Genomic DNA, 20,753 nt, shown 5'->3' on the forward strand with positions numbered 1-20,753 from the left:
CCGAATTCGCATTTGCTGTAAACCGCAACGAAACTGGCAGGATACCGACTGCCCATGGACGCGGCACAGGACGACGTCTTCGTCGACGACATCACCTTCCCGGCCACCGACGGCTATTCGCTGGCCGGCACCCTGTTCCTGCCGCGCGGGGCCAAGCGCCATGCCGTCCTGATCAGTTCGGCCACCGCCGTCCCCCGCAAGATTTACCGGGGCTTCGCCTCCTACCTCGCCCACCGCGGCTGCGCAGTCTTGACCTATGATTACCGCGGCATCGCCGGCTCGCGCCCGCCGGCGATGGTCGGCTACAACCAGCCGAAATCGCTGGTCGGCTTCAACGCCTCGATGTCGGACTGGGCGGCGCTCGACGTCACCGCCGCGGTGCGCTGGATGCGCGAGCGCTACACCACCCTGCCTTTTGCCTATGTCGGCCATTCCTTCGGCGGCCAGGCGCTGGGGCTGATCGAGAACAACAGTGAGGTCATGCGCGCCCTGTTCGTGGCGTCCCAGGCCGCGACCTGGCGGCTGATGACGCCGCCGGAGAAATACCGCGTCTTTGCCTTCATGAATTTCGTCGGCGTGCCGCTCGCCCACATGCTCGGCTACGCCCCCGGCTGGGTCGGCATCGGCGAGGACCTGCCGAAGGGCGTCTTCCTGCAATGGGCCGAGTGGGTCTCGAGCCCCCGCTATCTCTTCGATGCAAAGCTGCCGGCGCTGGAGAATTTTGCGAAATTCAGCGGCGAGTTGCGCGCGCTCTGCTTCTCCGACGATCCCTGGGCGACGCGGCCTGCGGTCGAGCTGCTCGCCGAAGGCTTCACCGCGATCAAGCCGGAGGTGTTGACGGTGAAACCGTCCGATGTCGGCGCCAAGGCGATCGGCCATTTCGGCTTCTTCCGCCCCGAGCACCGCGACACACTGTGGCGCGGCGCGGCGGAATGGATCCAGGGCGAGTGAGGGTCAGGCACGATCGGCCGACACAGGCAACTTGACGAGAACCCGCAATCCGGTTCGGCCGGCCTCCGCCGAGTTCACGGCGTCAATGGATCCGCCAAGACGATTGACGATCCGCCTGACGATCGAGAGACCAAGGCCCACGCCATCGCCTTCCGGACGCTGTCCGCGGAAGAATGGCTCAAAAATCCGGCCAATCTCGTCCGGCGAAACCCCGGGCCCGCTGTCCTCGATTTGAAGGATCGCCGTAGTACCGTCCCGATACACGCACGCATCGATCCGCCCGCCATGGGGCGTGAAGCGCAACGCATTGTCGAGGAGATTGCGGACCACGGCGGCAAGCATCACGGCTTCACCGCGAACCGCGACAGGTTCGACGCGAGCAAAGCCGAGATCGACGCTGCGATTGACGGCTTCGGGCAGTGCTTCAGCGACAACCTCTTTCGCCACACGGTCCAGCGCCACGACGGGCATCGTCGCTTCGTCAGGCGATCCCGCGTCCTGTCTTGCGAGTGCGAGCAATTGCTCGAGCAGATGCATGGTCCGGCGGATGCCCTGCCGAAGCGCGGAGAGACGGTCGCGCGCACCGACGGGCAGATCGACAGGATCGAGATTCTCCGCCTGAAGGCTGAGTGCCGTGATCGGCGTGCGCAATTCATGCGCGGCGTCTGCAACGAAGCGGCGCTGCTGGTCCATCAAAAGACGCACGCGCTGCAAGAGCCCGTTGATCGACGCGATGAAAGGATGCAGTTCGCTCGGCATTTGCGCCACCGGTAGCGACGTCATGTCGTCGGCGCGCCGTCCGTCGAGATCGTCGGCAACACGAACCATCGGCCGCAGCGAGCGCGCGATGACGATCGCCGTCACCAGCAATAGGCAGGGAATGAGGGCAGCAATCGGCAGAACGGTGCGAAAAGCCATGTCGCTCGCGATCTCGTCGCGCACGGAGGTACGCTGCGCCACCGCGAGCCGGGTGCCATCAGGCCGCGTCCCCAGCAGCACGCGGATCGGCTGCCCCTTTCGCGTTGCCAGCGCGAGACCGTCCTTGAGGCTCCAGAGCTGCTTGAGCCCGTCGTCAGCGGCCTGCGGCGCCGCAGGCTGATCGATCAGCCACACCTCGGCATCTTCATCCACGCCATGCAGCTCGCGGCCACCGGTGAGGCTGCCGCTCTGGACGAGGCCGGCGATCTGGATCAGGACCGAATCCTGCATCTCGATAGCCTCGTTGAAGGCCCAGTGATGGGCGAACAGGCCGCCGGCCAGTCCGGTCAGCAGGATGATTGCGGTGAGGCCCGCGAAGAGACGGCCTCGCAAGGACCTGATCATGGGCGCCGGTCCACCATCCAGCCGACCCCGCGCACGTTGCGGATCGCATCCGCGCCGAGCTTCTTGCGCACCGCATGAATCAGGAATTCGATCGCGTTGCTCGCGACCTCCTCGTTCCATCCATAGATCTGCCGCTCGAGCTCGCCGCGCGAAAGGATCGTCCCCGGACGCGACAGCAGCGCCTGGAGCAGCGCGAATTCGCGCGCTGTGAGCACCGCGGACTTCGTCAGGTATGAGGCCTCGCGGCTTGCCGGGTCGAGGCTGAGCGTTCCGTTGCCGAGCTGCGCTGGCGAGCCGCTGGCCTCGCGGCGCGTGACCGCGCGCATGCGCGCCAGCAACTCGCGGATTTCGAAGGGCTTGACGAGATAGTCATCGGCGCCGAGATCGAGCCCCTCGATCCTGTCATCGATCGCATCGCGCGCCGTCACGATGATGATGGGGAGCCTGCGGCCCTCCGCGCGCAGTCGCCGCAAGATATCCCGACCGTCCGCGTTCGGCAGGCCGAGATCGAGCAGCAGCACCTCGTAGGATTCATTCGCGACAGCAAGCAGCGCGGTCTCGCCGTCCCTCACCCAGTCGACCGCATAGGCCGCGTCCCTGAGCGCCTGCTCAACGGCAGCTCCAACCATCCTGTCGTCCTCGATCAGCAGCACCCGCAAGCGTCAATCCTTCGTGGGCCGTCCGGCCTCAAAACCATGGCCGCTCCGACTTAGCGCAGGGTTAGGGAGCGCCAGCAGGCCCAAATTGCGGCGAAAGCCGTCCCGCTCTGAAAATTCTGATTTCTAATCTGGGCCTAAGTCAACCGCGCGACGGTCCGCATCGCTTCGATGCGAGATCGGTTTTGGGAGATTTGGACGTGTCGCGATATGGCGCAAGACGGATGCTGAATAAGGTTCCGGAGGTCACGGCGATCTTCTGGGCCATCAAGGTTCTCTCGACCACGGTCGGCGAAACCGGCGCCGACTATCTCGCGGTGCACGTCGGCCTCGGCACCAGCCTGACTGCGATCTGCATGACCGGCCTGCTAACCGTCGCGCTCCTTCTGCAACTGAGCCGCCGCGCTTATGTGCCCTGGATTTACTGGCTCACCGTCGTACTCGTCAGCGTCGTCGGTACGCAGCTCACCGATCTCCTGACCGACAAGCTCGAGGTCAGTCTTTATATCAGCACCGCTGCCTTCGCCTGCGCGCTCGCAGCCGCGTTTGCGGTCTGGTACGGCACCGAGCGTACGTTGTCGATCCACACCATCGTCACGACACGTCGCGAGCTGTTCTACTGGACAGCGGTTCTGTTCACCTTCGCGCTCGGCACGGCCGCAGGCGACCTGGCAACGGAAGCGCTCGGTCTCGGCTTCCAACTCGGCGTCGTGGCGTTCGGAACGCTAATCGCGGCGGCGACGCTCTCGTACTACATCGGCGCGAACCCCGTCCTCACCTTCTGGCTCGCCTACATCCTCACCCGCCCCCTTGGCGCCTCGCTCGGCGATCTGCTGTCGCAGTCGCGCGATTATGGCGGCATGGGCCTCGGCACGATCCAGACCAGCATCGCGTTCCTGACCTTGATCGTCGGCCTCGTCGCCTGGGCGACATTCGAAGGCGACGGGACCCGCCGGGCCGGCCCCGCGCAATAGCTCCGATCTCAAGTCTTCACCGCTCCCGGCAGAGCCGGACGAGCACAACAGGAGAAAACCACATGATGATGAAACTGATATCCGCCATAGCCGTTTGTCTGGCGACAACATTCGCTGGCGAACCGCGGATGCACGCGACCCAGCACATCACGTTCGTTCCGCTCGCGGAGGCCGCGACAGCCAAGCTCGGCGATCTCACGCCGTTCCGAACCATCGCGGTCGACGTCGCCGCGCTGATCGACAAGGGTGACCTTCCCGGCGCCAAGACCCGGGCCAAGGACCTCGAAACCAAATGGGACGAGGCCGAAGCGGGATTGAAGCCGCGTGCGGCAGCGGATTGGCACACCGTCGACAAGGCCATCGACCGCGCGCTGGAGGCGTTGCGCACGAGCACGCCCGATGCTGCCAAATGCAAGCAGGCGGTCGCCGATCTGCTCGCGGTCATGGACAGCGTCGCGAAAACCTGACGCTCACGCACACCGGAAATCTCGAGCGTCAGCCGCGTTACCCGGCTGACGCAGCAAAAGAGGACACCATGCAAGATCACACCAAGAGGAGCATCATCAGTGAAAGCAAGGTCCCCGAAGTCACGCTCGGCTTCTGGATCATCAAGATCGCCGCTACCACGCTGGGCGAGACCGGCGGCGACACCGTCACGATGACGCTGAACTGGGGTTACCTCGCGGGGACCTGCCTGTTCCTGGTCGCCATGATCGTCCTGGTCACGGCGCAGATCCGGACGCACAGATTCCATCCGGCGCTGTACTGGGCAACCATCGTCGCGTCGACCACCTTCGGCACGACGATGGCCGACCTCGCCGACCGCTCGCTCGGCATCGGCTATACCGGGGGATCGACGCTGCTGCTCACTTGTCTCGTGCTGGTGCTTGGCCTCTGGTATCGCACCGAGGGAACGATCTCGGTCAATAGCGTCAGCACACCGCGCGCGGAGGCCTTTTACTGGGCCGCGATCACCTTCTCACAAACGCTCGGCACCGCGCTCGGGGACTGGATCGCCGACACCCGCGACATGGGCTACGGCGGCGGCGCGCTGATCTTCGCGGCGGGACTGGCCCTCGTTGCAGCGCTGTATTTCTGGACCCGCGTGTCACGCGTCGCGCTGTTTTGGGCGGCCTTCATCCTGACCCGTCCGCTCGGCGCCACCGTCGGCGACTTCCTCGACAAGCCGCTCGATCACGGCGGTCTGGCCTTGAGCAGGCCGCTGGCCTCCGCCGTGATCGCCGTTTTCATCGTCGTATGCCTGCTGCTGATCCCACAACGTGCGGGTCAGCATCCAGGCCATCGTCAGACGGCGGAGCAAGCCTGAGAGACAGGTGAAAGGATCTGGCTAGCGAATGATCGTCGTCAGGGACGAATAGCGCCTGCCGGCCTTCGCTTCGATCGGCGTGAACTGCGCGAAGGCGTCGCTGACGCGCGCTGCCGGCGTCGTGCCATTTGCGAAGCGAAACTCCTTCGATCGCGGCGCGTAGAAATCGCTGCTGTAGTAGGCGTCGTCGAAGCGCGTCTCGCCGACGCCGAACAAGGCGTCGCAGACGAACAGGAGCGCATAGACCCCCGCCATCGCAACGACGACCTCTCTGAGAATAGCCATGTTGATGCCCCGCCCTTTTCCAGGGAGGATGCATGTCGGTTCCAAAACTCGGGTTTAAGGCGGCGCGGTTCTTATCCGCAGGGTTTGCCACCGCTGAGCGGATTGCAGACGATTTTATCGATCTCGAAAAGGAAGCCCGCCTGACCGGACGATCAGGCGGGCTCCAGGGCTGGCCGGCTCGGGAGGTTTATCAGACGGCCAGGTTCATCCAGACAGCCTTGGGCTCGGTGAAATTGTCGATGGCGGCGGTGCCGTGCTCGCGGCCGAGGCCGGAGTCGCGCTCGCCGCCCCAGGGCAGGCGCACGTCGGTATAGCCGTAGGTGTTCATCCAGACCGTGCCGGCCCGCGCACGCTTGGCAAAACGCTGGAGCCTGCCGATATCGCGGCTCCAGACGCCGGCGGCGAGGCTGTAGGCCGTGCCGTTGGCGATCCTGAGCGCGTCGGCCTCATCCTTGAACTTGATGACGCTGACGACGGGTCCGAAAATCTCCTCCTGCGAGACCCGCATCTCGTGCTCGACGTTCGCAAACACCGCGGGACTGATGAAATAGCCGCGCTCGCCGACCCGCTGGCCGCCAGTGACGAGAGTTGCGCCCTCGTTCTGCCCGATGTCGACATAATCGAGGATCGACTTCATCTGCTTCTCGGAGATCACCGGCCCGAGCGTCGTCTTGCGGTCGAGCGGATCGCCGATCCTGAGCGATTTCGCGCGCGCGGCGAGCCGTTCGACGACTTCGTCATAGGCCTTCTCCTGCACCAGCACGCGGGAGCCGGCCGAGCAGACCTGGCCCGCGTTGAAGAAGATGCCGGAGGCCGCCGCCTTCGATGCGGCTTCGAGATCGGCGTCGTCGAAGATGACGTTGGCAGACTTGCCGCCGAGCTCGAGCGACACGCGCTTGAAGTTGCCGGCGGCGCCCTTCATGATTCCGCGCCCGACACCCGGTGAGCCGGTGAAGGTGACCTTGTCGACATCGGGATGATTGACCAGGGCATCGCCGACGACGCGGCCAGGACCGGTGACGACGTTGAAGACCCCGGCCGGAACGCCGGCTTCGAGGGCAAGCTCTGCAATGCGTAGCGCCGACAGCGAGGTCAGCTCGGCCGGCTTCATCACAACGGTGCAGCCGCAGGCGAGCGCGGGTGCGAGCTTCCACATGCCGATCATCAGCGGGAAATTCCAGGGCACGATCGCCGCGACCACGCCGACCGGCTCGCGCACGGTGTAGGTCAAGGCATCGTCGCGCACGGGAACGACGTCGCCGCTGATCTTGTCGGCCCAGCCGGCGTAGTAGATCAGTGTGTCAACGGCCGCCGGGAAATCCTGGCGCAGCGTTGCCGCGATCGGCTTGCCCGCGTCGATCGACTCCAGCTCGACGATCTCGTCGGCGTGCGATTTGAGGAGTTGTGCCCACCGCATCAGGATCTGGCCGCGCTCGGAAGCGCGCATCGTGCGCCAGGGGCCTTCGAAGGCCCGACGCGCAGCGGCGACCGCATGATCGACATCGACCTCGTTGCCTTCGGCGATGATGGCAATGACCTGTCCGGTGGCGGGATTGAGGGACTTAAAGCTGCGCCCGGAGCTGGCAGGGACGCGGCGGCCATCGATCAAGAGATGCTGCGGCCGGGACATGAACTCGCTGGCCGGCGAGTGCGCAAAGTCATATGCAACAGACATCATATTTCCTCCTGTTTTGGTATACCAACCTAGGAGACTATTGACTGCTGTAAATATGATATGATTTGCCTATGGACCCACCAGATATGAAATCAACTTCATAAAGATTGCCATGCTTCAGATCGAGATCGAGGCCGTATGGCGGTTTCGCCGGGAAGGCAGCCCGCGCAGCGCGGTGGTCATGCTCGGCGTGCTCAATGAAATCCGGAAGACCGGGAAGATCACCAGCGCCGCCAACGACGCGCAGCTCTCCTACCGGCACGTCTGGAATCTGATCGAGCAATGGTCGGAATTCTTCGGCACGCCGCTGGTCGAAACCCAGCGCGGCAAAGGCTCGAGGCTCACGCCGTTCGGCGAGCGGCTGGTGTGGGCCGGCGAGCGCATGCAGGCCCGGCTTGGCCCACAGCTCGACAATCTCGCGCAGGAGCTTGCGAGCGAGATCAAGCCGTTCCTCGAGCAGCGCCCTTCGGTGATCCGCGTTCATGCCAGCCACGGTTTTGCGGTGGCCAAGCTGCGCGAATTCCTCGACCGCGAGCCCGGCATCGGCGTCGACCTGCGCTATGTCAGCAACCAGCATTCGCTGGTGTCGCTGGCGCAAGGCGCCTGCGACCTCTCCGGCCTGCATTTGCCGCACGGCGCGTTGCGCGCGCAGGGCATCAAGGCGGCACGCGAGTGGCTCGATCCGCGCGAGGATCGCATCATCAGCTTCGTCACGCGCGAGATGGGGCTGATGGTCGCGCGCGGCAATCCACTTCATATCGGATCGATCGAGGATCTGACCGCTCCGAAGGTGCGCTTCGTCAACCGCGACCATGATTCCGGCACCCGCCTTCTGTTCGACCAGTTGCTCGCAGCTCACGGCATCGACGAGAGCCGCATCAACGGCGCACAGCAGATCGAGTTCACCCATGCCGCGGTCGCCGCCTATGTCGCGAGCGGCATGGCGGATGCGAGCTTCGGCGTCGAGGCCGCTGCCCGGCATTTCGGCCTCGATTTCATCCGGATCCTCACCGAGGATTATTTCTTCGTCTGCAAGCGCGCGTTCCTCGACACCGAGCCGATGCGGCGCATTCTCGAGATCATCCGCAGCGCCGATTTTCGTGCTGCGGTGGCCACCCTTCCCGGCTATGTGCCGTCGGATACGGGCACTGTCACCGGCGTGAAGGCCTTTCTGGAGATGCACGCGGTGCGGTGATGAATTGGCAGCCTCGCGCCGAGGCTCGCTCTGAATATCCTGCGCCCTCACCTTGTCCGCTACGGGCAAGAGTGGCAATCTTTGGCGCAGTTTGCCCAAGAGACCCAATCATGCCGCGCGCGAGCGCCAAGGCGCTTCCCCAACTGAGCGTTCGTATCGACCTCGACAGCGAGGACCGGATCGGACCCGGCAAGATCGAGCTCCTGGAACAGATCCGGCAGCACGGCTCGATCTCGGCGGCCGGCCGCGCCATGGACATGTCCTACAAGCGTGCATGGGACCTCGTTGACGAGATCAACCGCATCTGCGGGCGCGCTGCGGTCGAGCCGCAGGCCGGCGGCAAGAATGGCGGCGGCGCGATACTGACGCCGTTCGGCGCGGCCCTCGTCGCACGCTACCGCAAGATCGAGCGCGACGCCGCACGCGCGGTGCGCAAGGAACTGCAGGCGCTTAAGACTGACATCGCCCGTTCGCGCAAATCCTGATCGCGCCCGGTGGCTAGTTCGGCCGTACCGTCACCACGGGCATCGGCTGGGTCAGGGCTTCGCCCAACGGGCCCTGCTCGGTCTTCGGGATCGAGAAACGCACCTTGAAACCGTCTTCAGTCGCGAGCGTGATAATGCGTTGCGTTGTATCGGTCGACTGCTCCAGCACCCAGGACGCCAGCGGATACGCATAGCGCAGACTCTGATCACCGTAGCGGGCCTTGAGCGCCGCTTCGAGCAGGCCGGGCAAGGTCATGAGCAGCGCGCCGACCTGGTTGAGCGAGATGCTGACGGCGGCCGGATTTCCCGCCGCATCCTCGAAGCCGAGCGAGATCGCGCCGCCATCGGCCGCAACCTCGCAGGTCGTGAGCGATCTGACCTTGATTTCCATCGCAAATTCCGGAACCGCACCATCGCTATATTCTTCAGGATATATCGATAGTGGCGCGATCGTCCAGCCGCGGATTTCTGGAATCCCTCGAACCGGTCAGGTTGCAGGAACGCACTTCGAGACGTTCCAGATCGCGACGCAGGCTTATCCTCCTCAGCCGTGCCCCGCCTCCTTGCGATACGCGCTTTCGGCGAGGCGATCGACCCAGGCGATTCCGATCGCGGAGATGATGAAGGTGAGGTGGATCAACACCTGCCACATCACCCCGGTCTCGGTGAAATTGCTGCGCGTCGTGCCGAGATTACCCGCCTCGATGAAGGTTCGAAGCAGCGAGATCGAGGAGATGCCGACGATCGCCATTGCGAGCTTGATCTTGAGCACGCTGGCATTGACGTGGCTCAGCCATTCCGGCTCGTCCGGATGACCGCGCAGGTTCAGGCGGGAGACGAAGGTCTCGTAGCCGCCGACAATCACCATCACCAGCAGGTTCGAGATCATGACGACGTCGATCAGCCCGAGCACGGTCAGCATGATCTGCTGCTCGTTGACGTCGAACCAGTGCACGGCGAGATGCCAGAGCTCTTTCAGGAACAGGAGCACGTAGACCGCCTGCGCGACGATGAGGCCGACATAGAGCGGCAGCTGCAGCCAGCGCGAGCCGAAGATCAGCCTCGGAAACAGGCCGATCGGCGGCTGGCGCTCGGAGCGCGCGGAAGGTGCCAGGCGTTGGGACGTCATTGATTGCTCCGGATTGCGGACAGGAAGGTCGAGCCTCACAGGCTCGCGATGACCGGCGCGAGCTCGAGCGAGCCGCGATAAATCATCTCGACGGCGACATAGACGATGATGGCGAGGCCGACATAGGCGATCCACCGCTGCTTCTGCAGCACGCGGCCGAGCAGATCCGCGGCGACACCCATCATCGCGACCGACAGCAAGAGGCCGAAGGCGAGGATGTAGGGATGCTCGCGCGCGGCGCCTGCAACGGCCAGCACGTTGTCGAGCGACATCGAGACGTCGGCCGCAACGATCTGCAGGGCCGCCTGGCCGAAGGTCTTGCGCGGCGCCGCCGCGGCGCTCGCGCCGCCGCCATGGCTGAACGCAAGCCCGCTCGTGTGCGAAGCCTGTTCACGCAGCTCGCGCCACATCTTCCAGCACACCCACAACAGCAGCACGCCGCCGGCGAGCAATAGGCCAATCACCTGCAGGAGCTGGGTCGCGACACCGGCAAAGACGATGCGCAGCACCGTGGCTGCCGCGATTCCGACGATGATGGCGCGGCGGCGCTGGTCGGCCGGCAGGCCGGCCGCGGCGAGGCCGATGACGACGGCGTTGTCGCCGGCGAGCACGAGGTCGATCAGCACGACCTGGAAGAGCGCAGCCAGCGCGTCGGCGGTGAGGAATTCAGTCATGACGGATCATTTTTCGGTGCGGACGGATCGAGCCAGTGCGGCTTGCGCCGCTCGACCCAATCCAGGACCTTCGAGCGCGACGCGCGCAGCGCGGGCACGTCCTCGGCAAGTAGTGCCAGGCCAAGCGGCAGCATCCAGACGCCGAGCACCGGCAGGAAGGAGAGCACGCCGCCGACGACCAGCAGCGCGCCGGAGGGAATCCTGACCCAGCGGCTCGACGGCCTGAGCAGATAGGAGACGGAGTCGGCCATGCGCGGCGGCAGGCGATGAACGAGCGCATCAAAGCGCGGGTCGCCGCCGACCGGCTGGCCGCTGGCGCCGTCACGCGTCGCACGCTCGTCCGGAGCCGCGCTCATACCTACCCCGCAGACGCCGCAGGCTTGTCAGCGCGCACGGCGCCGGAGGGGACCTGCTTTGCCCGCGGCAATACCAGCGTCAGCAGGCGCAGCAGCTTGATCGCCTGCACCTCATGAGGGTGCACGTCCTCGTCCGCTGCCGCGACGCGCTCCGACAGATCCATGAGATGAGATGCGAGCGCCAGATCCGAGACCGGGCGCAGCGTGTCGATCACCACGTTGGCGAAGTCGGGCTGTTCGAGCCGCTCTGCGAGCTCGTCGAACATCGTGATGAGCCTGTCATCGCCGATGTGCGGCGCCAGGTCGCGATCCCTGATGAAGCGGATCACCTCGTCGCGCTCGACGGGTGAGACGCGTCGGTCGGCCACGGCGACGAGCGCGCCGGCGATCACCAGCGCCGCCGCAGCCTGCTCATTGAGGCGGGACGGCTCCGTGATCTCGATCTCGAGCGGATTTGAATGGTTGGCGTCAGACATCGTTGCTCCTCATCATTGGCAAATGGCCGCGTGGAGCTGCGATGGGGACGATGTCGGAAAGAACAGACAGGCTGGGCCCGACCATCGGCCGATCCATCGCATTCGCGCGCGGGACAGGTCATCCGACATCGCGAGGTTTGCCGACGATGTCGGCGTCCTCGCCAGAGGGGCCCGGATTCTTGTTCTCGTGAGAGATAACGGTGAGCCGACCGGAATCAAGGCGCCGCGCATGCGACCAGCAGCCGCATCGATTCCATGTTGCCGTGTTCGGACAAGCCGGCTTAGACGCGACTGCTACGCAATGCCGCACTCACCGCTGTCGTCCCGGCGAAAGCCAGGACGACAGCGGGGGAGCATAGTACGCAACTGCATCAACACCGCCATTGCGAGCGCAGCGAAGCAATCCGGAATCTTTCCGGAGCGACAGACTGGATTGCTTCGCTGCGCTCGCAATGACGGACTGTGGGATAGCGGCATCATCACTCTCGTGTCCCGAACGCGCTGCTACGCGGTAGCGTTGCTGCACGGAGCCCACATCACTCCGGCAGGCCGGCTGCGCGCAGCGCGCGACCGAGCTTCGATGCGAGCTCCGCCGCGCAATCGACCCCGGCGAACTGGCTGGCGATGCGGAAAGTCGGCTGCAACTCGAGAACACACGCGGCCGCCGCCCTCGCCTCCTCAAGCCGGCCGAGCGCGGCCAGCGACGCTGCGAGCTGGACCCAGGTGATGCTATGCGCGGGATTGGCGAGATTGGACTTGTAGGCCGCGCTCTCCGCCTCCGCATGGCGGTCCCTGCAGAAATGGCCGAGCGCCTGCGCATCGTAGGCGGCAAAGGCCCAGGGATCGAACGGACTGAGGCGCATGCCGCGCTCGCTCCAATCGATGGCGCGCTCCGCTTGACCGGCCCAGCCGGCGACGACACTGCCGAGGATCCAGGCCAGCGCAGTCGAGGGGCTGAGCGCCAGGGCCGCTTCGAACGCGGCGAAGGCGGCCTGGCGGTCATGAGCATCCATGCCGAGCGAGAAGCCGGCAAAGGTCAGCGCGAGCGCATCGTCGCGCCCGTGCTCGATTGCAAGTCGCGCGTGACGGACTGACGCCAGCCGGTCCTCTTCCCTCAGCCCTGCCCGCAGAAAGCGATTGTGATAGCTCATCGCGGCGAGGCCGTGAGCGAGCGCGTAACTGGGATCGAACTCCAAGGCCCGCTGAAGCTGCGGCAGCGCGAGCGCAGCACGATCAGGCATGCCGGAGTCGACATCCGGCTGGGCGCGCAGCACGAGTTCGTAGGCGTCGAGACTGTCGGGGCGTTTGCGCCGGATGCGCTCGACCTCGGCGCGGCGCAGGCTCGGCTCGATCGCGCCGACCACGGCGAGCGCGATCTCGTCCTGCAGGGCAAACAAGTCGCCCACGGTGCGGTCATAGCGCTCGGCCCAGATATGGGTGCCGCTTGCGGCATCGACGAGCTGCGCATTGATGCGGAGGCGGTCAGCGGCGCGCCGCACGCTGCCCTGCAGGATATAGCGTACCCCAAGATCGCGGCCGACCTGCTTGACGTCCGCGACGCGGTCCCGCCAGACGAAGCTGGAATTGCGCGCGATCACGAATAGCCATCTGATGCGCGACAGCCCCGTGATGATGTCGTCGACCATGCCGTCAGCGAACCAGGCGGCTTCGCGGGAATGTTCGAACGGCAGCACGGCGACCGAAGGCTTGACCGGCACCAACAACGCGGCCCGGTGCGCGGCTTCGTTCGCATTCGCCTCGACGCGCGTCACTGGCGGACCGACATAGCGGTAACCGCGACGCGGCAACGTCTCGATCCAGCGGCCGCCGTCGTCCTGTTCGAGCGCACGGCGGAGTGCGGCGATCTGCACCGTGAGATTGCTTTCCTCGACATTGAGCCCCGGCCACGCCGCCTCCATCAGCGCGTCCTTGCTCACGGGAGATGAGGCGCGCTCCAACAGGGTGCGCAGCAGCGCGGCGCCCCGCCGGCCGAGCAAGGTTGGCGCGCCGCCGCAAAACAGCGCGCCCGTCTCGGCATCGAGTGCAAAGGCGCCGAACTTGTAAGTGTCTGGTGCGGGCTGCGGGGCCATTTCGGGGATATTTTGCACCAATTTCGGAGGTCTTTCACGACCTTTGGAGGCGGCAGGAGCAGGCTGAAGCCCCCATCACGGCAACTGGAGCGTTGGAGATGAGTGCAAAGCCGATCATCCGCAGACCCGGTGAAGGCAGGCAGGTCAGGCTTGCCGGCCATCCCATGACGTGTCTGGTCACCGGCAACGACACGCGACACACCTCGATGTTCGAGTGGATGATCCCACCCGGCTTCTCGACCGGCCTGCATGTCCATCGCGTGCAGGAGGAGACGTTCTATGTCCTGGAGGGCGAGTGCGACTGGCAGGTCGGCAACGAACGCGTGCGCGCCACGCCCGGCACCTATCTGTTTCTTCCCCCTGGGGTGCCGCACAACATCGGCAACTCGTCCGACAAGATCGCGCGCGTGCTCATGACGGTGTCGCCGCCCGGCCATGAGCGCTATTTCGAGGAGCTGGCCGAGATCGTGGCGCGCGGCGGCGCGGCCGATCCCGCTGAGATCGCGAAATTGCGGGCCCGCTATGACACGGATCAGCTATCGGCACTCAGGAGTTAGTCGCCCCGTCATCCTGGCTTGATCGTCCCGCCTTCGCGCGGAAGTCCGTGCACCCTCCCTGAAGGGAGTGGATAAATCTGACGTCGGCTGATGAGACCGAAGCTCCACTCCTGTGCCCAGTTCCATCAGCAATTCCCGGCACGAGGCTGCAACGGGTCCTGCCCCTGGCCCCAAACAGGATTGTTCGGGATCATTGTAGGACAATAGTAACGACTGCCGGTTGAGAATGGCGCTGATCACGCTATGGCAGGTTAACCTAGGTGGAAGAGGATAGATCGCCTCCGCTTGGCGGCCGAGACGTGAGGCTCGATCTGCCGCGGGCGCTCGCGGCAAGAAGCAGCTTCAGCATGAATCAACGCTGGACTATCGTGGCCGCGATCCTCGCGACGGCCTTCTTGATTCAGATACCCCTCGTTCTCAACGCGGATCTGGGCTGGCTGCTCACTGCAAACGAAAAAATCCTGGATGGCCGAAGGCTTGGGATCGACCTCTTCGAGTCCAACCCGCCTCTATCGGTCTACATGTACATGCCGGCAGCGAAGCTTGCACGAGTAACCGGCATTGCCCCCGAATACATCGTGATCATCCTGGTGATTGTCGAGATCGTTGGCGCGCTTGTCGTCATCGATCGCGCAGTTGCAGCGGCAAAGCTGGAAGCCGGAGAGCGAAATTTCTCGGCGTGGTCGCTTGCGATTTTGCTCGCAATTCTTCCGGGCGCCATATTCGGACAACGTGAACACATCGCCGTCATTGCGCTGACCCCTTTTGTAGCCATCACCGCGATACGTTGGCGCGGCTTCGATCCCGGACCGGTCGCGATTTTCGGAGGACTGGGCGCGGGGCTGGCCATGTGTATCAAGCCCTTTTTTGCTCTGGTGCTGGGCCTGCCGATCATCCTTGCCGCCGTCCGTCAGCGTTCTTTCGGGCCTTTGTTGACCTTTGAAGCATGTACAGCCGCCATTACTGTGGCCAGCTACGGGGCGGTCGTGTTTGCCGTCTTCCCCGAATATCTGTTCTCCTATGCTCCGATGGTCACTGAGGCCTATTTGCCAATCAGGAGAGAGTTCGGGAGCCTACTTCCTCTCCCAATCGCCGTGGTCGGCGCCTGCATCGCGTTCCTGCGCCTCGTAGCCCCTCAAAACTTCAGAATGTGGAGCGACGCGACGCCTTGGCTGGCTGCATCGGTCGGCGGAGGCGCGGCTTTCCTTCTTCAAGGCAAGGGGTGGCCCTACACGGCCTACGCGCTTTGTCTGTTCGCGATTGCGGCGCCGCTGCTGCATGTCTGCACCAAGACATTGCGGGCGGCGGTTGCGATCGGCGGCCTTGCTGTCGTTGTGCTCGTCGGGTTCTATTTATCCTCACCCGCCCCGGGGTTTCCGCCGCTGGAGCAGCGTGTCCAAGCACTTGTAAAGCACCCGCGGCTGCTCACGATTACCGATCACATCGGTCTGGGGCATCCGCTCGTCCGTCAAATCCATGGAATTTGGGTGGGCAGCTCTTGTGCGCAGCTCTTGGCGGCCGGCGCAATATTGCGCCAGAACGGCTCGCAACCAACGCAAGCCGAGCAAGCGAAACTGGACGACATCATACAGTTCGAGCGGCGGCAGTTGCTGGCAGACCTGCGAAACGGTCGCCCGGATGTAATTCTGGTGGATACCTATCTGCTGAGCACGTTCCAGTTCGATTGGTTGGCTTGGGCCAATTCAGATCCCGAACTCCAAAAGGAGTTGAGCCACTATCGTGAAGTCGAGGATGTTGGCCGCGTTCGAATATTTGTCGATCAATCAGATTTGGAGCGATGAACATCTACGAACGCAGCCCAAAGTCCCTCGGCGCATCCAGACCGAAGCGCCCTAACTCACGCGCTCGACAAGATGTGCACGCGAGGGGCCCGGGTCGAACGGATCGCAAAAATATTGCGTTTCGTGCGCGACCAGTCCTTCGCGGAATTCCATGATGCTCACCGCATAGGATGGCGTGCCGTCATAGGTCAGGACGAATTCGGTCACCCACAGATCGCCGGCGCCGACAATTCGCCGAATCGTGAAGCGCTTCTTGTTCGGCTGGACGAAACGGCTCTCTTGAATGTTCCCGCGACCACGGATCCGCTCGCCCGATTGCGGATAATCAAGCACGGCATCCTCACAATAAATGTCATGCTCGACCTCGAAATCGTTTGCGTCGGAAGCATCCCAATGGCGCTGGAGCGCCGTCAACCTGGCTCGATCGTCCATCTCGATCTCCGGTCTACGCTTCTGTCACTTCGGCCCCTTAGAACAACGTTGAAGCCGGCGCCTGCAATGAAGATATGCTACGCCGCCTTTCATGTCGTACTGATCACGAGCGTGAGAGATCGCTCCTTCCTGCGAACGATGGATGGTCGAGATGAGAACGAATCCCGAGCGCCGTGCCGGCCGGATGGGAGCGCGCCAGATTTACGAGGCGCTCAGGGATCAGATCATGGCGCGGTTATACGGCACCGACGGCGCGCTGCCCTCGTCCCGGGCGCTCGCCGACGAGATGGGCGTGGCGCGTTCGACCGTCACCGTCGCCTACGAGCAGCTCGCCGCTGAAGGTTTCATCGAGATACGGCATGGCGCAAGGCCGCGCGTCGCGCCCGCGGTCGTCGAGCGCGGACATACGCGCGTCGCCCCTCGGACGTCCACGCGCGTCGTACGGCTGTCGAAGTTCGGCGAGCGACTGCAGCAGGATCCGCCGCGCTGGACCGAGCCGCCGCGCGGTCTGGTCGCGAACTTCCGCTATGGCGAGCTTTCGCCATCCGACTTCCCGGTGCTCGCGTGGAAGAAAGCCGTGGTCGCGGCGATGGGCCGCAAGCCCGAACGCCTGGCCTATGACGATCCCTGCGGCTCGCTGCGGCTCCGCAACGCCCTCCAGGGCTATCTGTGGCGGTCGCGCAGCGTGCGATGCGATGTCGATCAGATCGTCGTCGTGAACGGCTCGCAGCAGGGCCTCGACATCTGCGCGCGCCTGCTGCTCGACGCCGGCGACCGTTTCGTCATGGAAGATCCCGGTTACCAGATGGCGCGGCACACTTTTGCGGCGACGGGCGCCGTCGCGGTCCCGATCCCTGTCGATCAGGACGGCCTGGAGACGGAACAGCTCGATGGCGTCGAAGCCCGTCTCGCCTATGTGACGCCGTCGCATCAATATCCTCTGGGCGGCGTCCTGCCGATCGGGCGCCGTCACCAGTTGCTCGCCTGGGCGAGGAAAAGCAACGCCTGCGTGATCGAGGACGACTACGACAGCGAGTACCGCTACGACACCAGACCGATTCCGCCGCTGCATGCGCTGGAAGGCAGTGACAACGTGATCTATCTCGGGACCATCTCCAAGACACTCTCTCCGACACTGCGGATCGGATATCTCGTGGTGCCCTCCGGGCTTCGATCCCTCTTCGGCGCCGCCAAGCAGGTCATGGACCGGCACACGCCGCTGGTCGAGCAGGATGCGCTCGCCGCGATGCTGGAGAGCGGCGCCTACGACGGTCATGTCCGCCGGGTCCGCCGACGCAACGCCGAACGCCAGCGGGCGCTGCTCGACGCCTTGCACCGCAGGTTCCGCGGCCGGGTCCGGATCGACGGCGCAGCCGCTGGCCTGCACGTGGTGGCGTGGTTCGACGATGTGCCGCAAGCGCGCGAAGCGGCGCTGATCGAAGCGGCCCGCGCCAAGTGCGTCGGCATCTATCCCGTCTCCGCCCTGTTCGATGGACGCCGAGTTGGCCGGCGCCGGTCGCGGGAGGCGGTCGGTCTCGTCATGGGCTATGCGGCGCTTGAGACGGCGCAGATCGAACGCGGCTGCCGGCTTCTCGCCCAGGCAGTCGACGAGGTGGCGGACGGATAACTGGACTTGTTGAATTGCTCAAAACTGGCCGTTTCTTGCAGGCCAGATTTGGACTATCTCCGAGCCCAAGGAGATAAGCCATGTACATACCCCCTGCCTTCAAGGACGACGACATCGAGAGCATCCGCGCGACCATCCGCTCCGCGCGCCTTGCCAATCTGGTGACGGCGACCACCGAGGGTCCGGTGGCGACCCCGCTGCCGCTCTTCCTCGACGAGAGCGAAGGCGAGCATGGCGTGCTGTACGGCCATCTGGCGAAGGCCAACCCGCAATGGAAGCTGGCCCCGATCGGAGATGCGCTAGCGATCTTCTCAGGCCCCGACGCGTATGTGACGCCGTCCTGGTACGCGACCAAGCGGGAAACCGAAAAGGTCGTGCCGACCTGGAATTACGTCGCGGTGCATGCCTACGGCCCGGTGGAGTTCTTCCAGGAGCCGGAACGTCTGCTCGACGCTGTGACGCGGCTGACGAACAGGCATGAAGGATCCCGCGCAAAACCCTGGGCCGTCACTGATGCTCCCGCCGACTTCATCGCCGCGCAACTTCGCGGAATCGTCGGCATACGCATTCCCGTCGTGCGGTTCGAGGGCAAGCGCAAGATGAGCCAGAACCGTCCCAAAGCCGACCGCGTCGGCGTCGCGGCAGGCCTTGCGGCGAGCGAGAACCCGCATGACCGCGAGGTCGCGCGGCTGATCCCGCTTCCGGGTTGACGGGCGCGACTGTTCGAAAAACCCTACTCCGCCGCCTGCCGCACGTGGCGGGCGGTCGGCGTGCGCATGGTGACGAGTTCTTCGGCCGCGGTCGGATGCAGCGCGACCGTGGCGTCGAAATCGGCCTTGGTCGCCTTCATCTTCACGGCGATGGCGACGGCCTGGGTGATCTCGGCGGCGGCATCGCCGACGATGTGGCAGCCGAGCACGCGGTCGGACGAGCCGTCGACGACGAGCTTCATCAGCACGCGGGTGTCGCGGCCGGACATCGTCGCCTTGATCGGGCGGAACGTCGTCTTGTAGATGTCGACGTGGCTGTACTGCGCGCGCGCCTCGGTCTCGGTCAGGCCGACGGTGCCGACCTCCGGCTGCGAGAACACCGCGGTCGGGATGTTGGCGTGATCGACCCTGACTTCGCGCTTGCCGAACACGGTGTCGGCGAAGGCGTGGCCCTCGCGGATCGCGACCGGCGTCAGATTGAAGCGATGGGTGACGTCGCCGATCGCGTAGATGTTGTCGACCGAGCTCTTCGAGAAGTGGTCGACCGTGATGCCGCCGTTCTTCGGGTTGATGGCGACGCCGGCCTTCTCGAGGCCGAGATTGGCGACGCTCGGATGGCGGCCGATCGCGAACATCACCTGCTCGGAGGCGACGCTGGAGCCGTTCGACAGATGGGTGGTGAATTCCTCGCCGTGGCGATCGACCCTGGTCACCGTGCAGCCGGTGAGGATGGTAATGCCCTGCTTCTCCATCTCGGTACGGACATGGGCGCGAACGTCCTCGTCGAAGCCGCGCAGGATGTTGTCGCCGCGATAGATCACGGTGACGTCGGAGCCGTAGCCGGCAAAGATGCCGGCGAATTCCAGAGCGATGTAGCCGCCGCCCTGGATCACGATCCGCTTCGGCAGCTTCTTCAGATGAAAGGCCTCGTTGGAGGAGATCACGTGCTCGATGCCGGGGATGGACGCGCCATGGTTGGGCGCACCACCGGTGGCGATCAGGATATACTTTGTCGTGATCTTCCTGTCGTTCTCGAGCAGGCGGACGGTGTGGGCGTCCTCCAGCACCGCGCGGCTCTTGACGATCTGTGCGCCCGACTTCTCGACGTTTGTGGTGTAGGCCGCCTCCAGCCGCGCGATCTCCTTGTCCTTGTTGGCGATCAGCGTCGGCCAGTCGAAGGTCGCTTGCGGAATGGTCCAGCCGAAACCCGCGGCATCCTCGATCTCGTGACGGACGTGCGAGCCGATCACGAACAGCTTCTTGGGTACGCAGCCCCGGATCACGCAAGTCCCGCCCATGCGGTACTCTTCCGCGATCATCACGCGGGCGCCGTGGCCGGCCGCGATGCGGGCGGCACGCACGCCGCCCGAACCGCCACCGATGACAAAGAGGTCGACGTCGAATTCAGCCATTGTCCACTCCGACCTCAAATAACACCCTAAAGCGCGATGGGCGCTTTAGGGATTCTGATCAGATATAGTGTCTGTCAGATTTCCTTGCCACGCTTGCGCATCTCGGCGCGGAAGGCGCCCATGACGGTCTCGGAGAAGTTGTGGGCCCACGAGTTCATGAAGGCCATGCTGAGGCCGATGGCGCGAGGCTCGGCCTGAATCAGCTTCTGTCCGAGCGGCGACTTGTAGAAGGTGACGAGATCCTTCAGCTCCTGCTCGGTGAACTCGCTGGCATAGACCTGCGCCATGCCCTCGCCGATCTCGCTCTCGCGGCCCTTGAGCTGCTGGGCGACGATCGGCGCGACCTCATTCAGATCCTTCTGGTAGTTGAGGTTCTGCTGGATCAGCGCGGTCTTGGTCTTCTCCACCATGCCGGGCACGGCGTTGGCGTACATCGAATTGGCGCTCTTGAGCACCAGGATCTCCTTGGCCGCGGCGATCGCGGCCGGCGTCGATCGCGGCTGGGCCGGCTGCTGCGGCGGCGCGGCCGGCTGCTGGGCCGAGGCCGGGAGGGCACCGAAGGCCAGTCCCACAGCGAGGGTCGCGGCCGGCAAGAATTTAAACACGCTCTTCATTCC

At 64.6% G+C, this 20,753-nt stretch carries 23 protein-coding genes; 10 read left to right on the forward strand and 13 right to left on the reverse strand.

Going from position 1 to position 20,753, the window contains the following annotated elements:
• Positions 1 to 54: 54 nt before the first annotated feature.
• Positions 55 to 951, forward strand: a complete 897-nt coding sequence (locus K289_RS0111925; RefSeq protein WP_027551723.1) for an alpha/beta fold hydrolase — start codon at positions 55 to 57, stop codon at positions 949 to 951.
• Between the two features lie 3 nt (positions 952 to 954).
• Here the strand turns inward: K289_RS0111925 and K289_RS0111930 are convergent, their stop codons facing one another.
• Positions 955 to 2,274, reverse strand: coding sequence for an ATP-binding protein (locus K289_RS0111930; RefSeq protein WP_035684467.1), 1,320 nt, complete (start codon positions 2,272 to 2,274; stop codon positions 955 to 957).
• Complete coding sequence (locus tag K289_RS0111935) at positions 2,271 to 2,933, reverse strand: response regulator transcription factor (RefSeq protein ID WP_027551725.1); 663 nt, start codon at positions 2,931 to 2,933, stop codon at positions 2,271 to 2,273. The genes K289_RS0111930 and K289_RS0111935 overlap by 4 nt, the downstream gene beginning before the upstream one ends.
• Positions 2,934 to 3,154: 221 nt before the next feature.
• Here K289_RS0111935 and K289_RS44240 point away from each other — a divergent pair, with 221 nt between their 5' ends.
• The 3 genes from K289_RS44240 to K289_RS0111950 all read left to right on the forward strand — a co-directional run bounded on the left by K289_RS44240 (position 3,155) and on the right by K289_RS0111950 (position 5,231).
• Positions 3,155 to 3,904: a membrane protein gene (locus K289_RS44240; protein ID WP_035684470.1), complete on the forward strand. Its 750-nt coding sequence runs from the start codon at positions 3,155 to 3,157 to the stop codon at positions 3,902 to 3,904.
• A gap of 128 nt (positions 3,905 to 4,032) precedes the next feature.
• Entirely contained in the window at positions 4,033 to 4,371 is a 339-nt protein-coding gene (locus K289_RS0111945; RefSeq protein WP_084788596.1) for a hypothetical protein, read from the forward strand.
• 68 nt (positions 4,372 to 4,439) lie between these two features.
• Positions 4,440 to 5,231: a membrane protein gene (locus K289_RS0111950; RefSeq protein WP_027551727.1), complete on the forward strand. Its 792-nt coding sequence runs from the start codon at positions 4,440 to 4,442 to the stop codon at positions 5,229 to 5,231.
• A gap of 21 nt (positions 5,232 to 5,252) precedes the next feature.
• On the opposite strand, the gene K289_RS0111955 is transcribed toward K289_RS0111950, so the two are convergent.
• The gene (locus tag K289_RS0111955; protein WP_027551728.1) at positions 5,253 to 5,516 is read right to left on the reverse strand and encodes a hypothetical protein; all 264 of its coding nucleotides are present in this window, start codon (positions 5,514 to 5,516) and stop codon (positions 5,253 to 5,255) included.
• A 190-nt stretch (positions 5,517 to 5,706) separates the two neighbouring features.
• Positions 5,707 to 7,191 carry an aldehyde dehydrogenase family protein gene (locus K289_RS0111960; RefSeq protein ID WP_027551729.1) on the reverse strand — a complete coding sequence of 495 codons (1,485 nt, stop codon included), beginning with the start codon at positions 7,189 to 7,191 and terminating at the stop codon, positions 5,707 to 5,709.
• 112 nt (positions 7,192 to 7,303) lie between these two features.
• Here K289_RS0111960 and K289_RS0111965 point away from each other — a divergent pair, with 112 nt between their 5' ends.
• Positions 7,304 to 8,386 carry a substrate-binding domain-containing protein gene (locus K289_RS0111965; RefSeq protein WP_027551730.1) on the forward strand — a complete coding sequence of 361 codons (1,083 nt, stop codon included), beginning with the start codon at positions 7,304 to 7,306 and terminating at the stop codon, positions 8,384 to 8,386.
• Between the two features lie 110 nt (positions 8,387 to 8,496).
• A complete protein-coding gene (locus K289_RS0111970) occupies positions 8,497 to 8,871 on the forward strand; it encodes a winged helix-turn-helix domain-containing protein (protein ID WP_027551731.1) in 375 nt (124 codons plus the stop codon).
• 13 nt (positions 8,872 to 8,884) lie between these two features.
• Here the strand turns inward: K289_RS0111970 and K289_RS0111975 are convergent, their stop codons facing one another.
• From K289_RS0111975 to K289_RS0112000, 6 genes are all read right to left on the reverse strand, one after another.
• The gene (locus K289_RS0111975; RefSeq protein ID WP_027551732.1) at positions 8,885 to 9,262 is read right to left on the reverse strand and encodes a hypothetical protein; all 378 of its coding nucleotides are present in this window, start codon (positions 9,260 to 9,262) and stop codon (positions 8,885 to 8,887) included.
• Positions 9,263 to 9,415: 153 nt separating this feature from the next.
• Positions 9,416 to 10,000 (reverse strand): TIGR00645 family protein, encoded by a 585-nt coding sequence (locus K289_RS0111980; RefSeq protein ID WP_027551733.1) that lies wholly within the window; start codon positions 9,998 to 10,000, stop codon positions 9,416 to 9,418.
• Between the two features lie 35 nt (positions 10,001 to 10,035).
• Positions 10,036 to 10,674, reverse strand: coding sequence for a TerC family protein (locus K289_RS0111985; RefSeq protein WP_027551734.1), 639 nt, complete (start codon positions 10,672 to 10,674; stop codon positions 10,036 to 10,038).
• Entirely contained in the window at positions 10,671 to 11,030 is a 360-nt protein-coding gene (locus K289_RS0111990) for a hypothetical protein (RefSeq protein WP_027551735.1), read from the reverse strand. The genes K289_RS0111985 and K289_RS0111990 overlap by 4 nt, the downstream gene beginning before the upstream one ends.
• 2 nt (positions 11,031 to 11,032) lie before the next feature.
• Positions 11,033 to 11,506: a TerB family tellurite resistance protein gene (locus K289_RS0111995; protein ID WP_027551736.1), complete on the reverse strand. Its 474-nt coding sequence runs from the start codon at positions 11,504 to 11,506 to the stop codon at positions 11,033 to 11,035.
• A 536-nt stretch (positions 11,507 to 12,042) separates the two neighbouring features.
• Positions 12,043 to 13,596: a winged helix-turn-helix domain-containing protein gene (locus K289_RS0112000; protein ID WP_027551737.1), complete on the reverse strand. Its 1,554-nt coding sequence runs from the start codon at positions 13,594 to 13,596 to the stop codon at positions 12,043 to 12,045.
• Between the two features lie 98 nt (positions 13,597 to 13,694).
• On the opposite strand from K289_RS0112000, the gene K289_RS0112005 reads away from it, so the two are divergent.
• Both K289_RS0112005 and K289_RS0112010 read left to right on the forward strand, forming a co-directional pair.
• Positions 13,695 to 14,153: a cupin domain-containing protein gene (locus K289_RS0112005; RefSeq protein ID WP_027551738.1), complete on the forward strand. Its 459-nt coding sequence runs from the start codon at positions 13,695 to 13,697 to the stop codon at positions 14,151 to 14,153.
• Positions 14,154 to 14,500: 347 nt separating this feature from the next.
• Positions 14,501 to 15,955, forward strand: a complete 1,455-nt coding sequence (locus K289_RS0112010) for a hypothetical protein (RefSeq protein ID WP_027551739.1) — start codon at positions 14,501 to 14,503, stop codon at positions 15,953 to 15,955.
• Between the two features lie 51 nt (positions 15,956 to 16,006).
• Here the strand turns inward: K289_RS0112010 and K289_RS0112015 are convergent, their stop codons facing one another.
• Positions 16,007 to 16,387, reverse strand: a complete 381-nt coding sequence (locus tag K289_RS0112015) for a nuclear transport factor 2 family protein (protein WP_027551740.1) — start codon at positions 16,385 to 16,387, stop codon at positions 16,007 to 16,009.
• Positions 16,388 to 16,529: 142 nt separating this feature from the next.
• Here K289_RS0112015 and K289_RS0112020 point away from each other — a divergent pair, with 142 nt between their 5' ends.
• Both K289_RS0112020 and K289_RS0112025 read left to right on the forward strand, forming a co-directional pair.
• A complete protein-coding gene (locus tag K289_RS0112020) occupies positions 16,530 to 18,014 on the forward strand; it encodes a PLP-dependent aminotransferase family protein (RefSeq protein ID WP_027551741.1) in 1,485 nt (494 codons plus the stop codon).
• Between the two features lie 80 nt (positions 18,015 to 18,094).
• The gene (locus K289_RS0112025; RefSeq protein ID WP_027551742.1) at positions 18,095 to 18,724 is read left to right on the forward strand and encodes an FMN-binding negative transcriptional regulator; all 630 of its coding nucleotides are present in this window, start codon (positions 18,095 to 18,097) and stop codon (positions 18,722 to 18,724) included.
• A gap of 23 nt (positions 18,725 to 18,747) precedes the next feature.
• Here the strand turns inward: K289_RS0112025 and gor are convergent, their stop codons facing one another.
• Entirely contained in the window at positions 18,748 to 20,136 is a 1,389-nt protein-coding gene (gene gor / locus K289_RS0112030) for a glutathione-disulfide reductase (protein ID WP_027551743.1), read from the reverse strand.
• 74 nt (positions 20,137 to 20,210) lie between these two features.
• On the reverse strand, positions 20,211 to 20,750 hold the full coding sequence (locus K289_RS0112035) for a DUF2059 domain-containing protein (protein ID WP_027551744.1): 540 nt from the start codon (positions 20,748 to 20,750) through the stop codon (positions 20,211 to 20,213).
• Positions 20,751 to 20,753 lie beyond the last annotated feature (3 nt).

It is taken from the genome of Bradyrhizobium sp. Cp5.3, assembly GCF_000426265.1.
GTDB lineage: Bacteria > Pseudomonadota > Alphaproteobacteria > Rhizobiales > Xanthobacteraceae > Bradyrhizobium > Bradyrhizobium neotropicale.

Excerpts from the sequence above, each read along its gene's own strand:
- K289_RS0111925 (WP_027551723.1), top strand. The coding sequence starts at position 55 with ATGGACGCGGCACAGGACGACGTCTTCGTCGACGACATCACCTTCCCG.
- K289_RS0111930 (WP_035684467.1), bottom strand. The coding sequence starts at position 2,274 with ATGATCAGGTCCTTGCGAGGCCGTCTCTTCGCGGGCCTCACCGCAATC.
- K289_RS44240 (WP_035684470.1), top strand. The coding sequence starts at position 3,155 with ATGCTGAATAAGGTTCCGGAGGTCACGGCGATCTTCTGGGCCATCAAG.
- K289_RS0111945 (WP_084788596.1), top strand. The coding sequence starts at position 4,033 with ATGCACGCGACCCAGCACATCACGTTCGTTCCGCTCGCGGAGGCCGCG.
- K289_RS0111950 (WP_027551727.1), top strand. The coding sequence starts at position 4,440 with ATGCAAGATCACACCAAGAGGAGCATCATCAGTGAAAGCAAGGTCCCC.
- K289_RS0111955 (WP_027551728.1), bottom strand. The coding sequence starts at position 5,516 with ATGGCTATTCTCAGAGAGGTCGTCGTTGCGATGGCGGGGGTCTATGCG.
- K289_RS0111960 (WP_027551729.1), bottom strand. The coding sequence starts at position 7,191 with ATGTCTGTTGCATATGACTTTGCGCACTCGCCGGCCAGCGAGTTCATG.
- K289_RS0111965 (WP_027551730.1), top strand. The coding sequence starts at position 7,304 with ATGCTTCAGATCGAGATCGAGGCCGTATGGCGGTTTCGCCGGGAAGGC.
- K289_RS0111970 (WP_027551731.1), top strand. The coding sequence starts at position 8,497 with ATGCCGCGCGCGAGCGCCAAGGCGCTTCCCCAACTGAGCGTTCGTATC.
- K289_RS0111975 (WP_027551732.1), bottom strand. The coding sequence starts at position 9,262 with ATGGAAATCAAGGTCAGATCGCTCACGACCTGCGAGGTTGCGGCCGAT.
- K289_RS0111980 (WP_027551733.1), bottom strand. The coding sequence starts at position 10,000 with ATGACGTCCCAACGCCTGGCACCTTCCGCGCGCTCCGAGCGCCAGCCG.
- K289_RS0111985 (WP_027551734.1), bottom strand. The coding sequence starts at position 10,674 with ATGACTGAATTCCTCACCGCCGACGCGCTGGCTGCGCTCTTCCAGGTC.
- K289_RS0111990 (WP_027551735.1), bottom strand. The coding sequence starts at position 11,030 with ATGAGCGCGGCTCCGGACGAGCGTGCGACGCGTGACGGCGCCAGCGGC.
- K289_RS0111995 (WP_027551736.1), bottom strand. The coding sequence starts at position 11,506 with ATGTCTGACGCCAACCATTCAAATCCGCTCGAGATCGAGATCACGGAG.
- K289_RS0112000 (WP_027551737.1), bottom strand. The coding sequence starts at position 13,596 with ATGGCCCCGCAGCCCGCACCAGACACTTACAAGTTCGGCGCCTTTGCA.
- K289_RS0112005 (WP_027551738.1), top strand. The coding sequence starts at position 13,695 with ATGAGTGCAAAGCCGATCATCCGCAGACCCGGTGAAGGCAGGCAGGTC.
- K289_RS0112010 (WP_027551739.1), top strand. The coding sequence starts at position 14,501 with ATGAATCAACGCTGGACTATCGTGGCCGCGATCCTCGCGACGGCCTTC.
- K289_RS0112015 (WP_027551740.1), bottom strand. The coding sequence starts at position 16,387 with ATGGACGATCGAGCCAGGTTGACGGCGCTCCAGCGCCATTGGGATGCT.
- K289_RS0112020 (WP_027551741.1), top strand. The coding sequence starts at position 16,530 with ATGGTCGAGATGAGAACGAATCCCGAGCGCCGTGCCGGCCGGATGGGA.
- K289_RS0112025 (WP_027551742.1), top strand. The coding sequence starts at position 18,095 with ATGTACATACCCCCTGCCTTCAAGGACGACGACATCGAGAGCATCCGC.
- gor (WP_027551743.1), bottom strand. The coding sequence starts at position 20,136 with ATGGCTGAATTCGACGTCGACCTCTTTGTCATCGGTGGCGGTTCGGGC.
- K289_RS0112035 (WP_027551744.1), bottom strand. The coding sequence starts at position 20,750 with ATGAAGAGCGTGTTTAAATTCTTGCCGGCCGCGACCCTCGCTGTGGGA.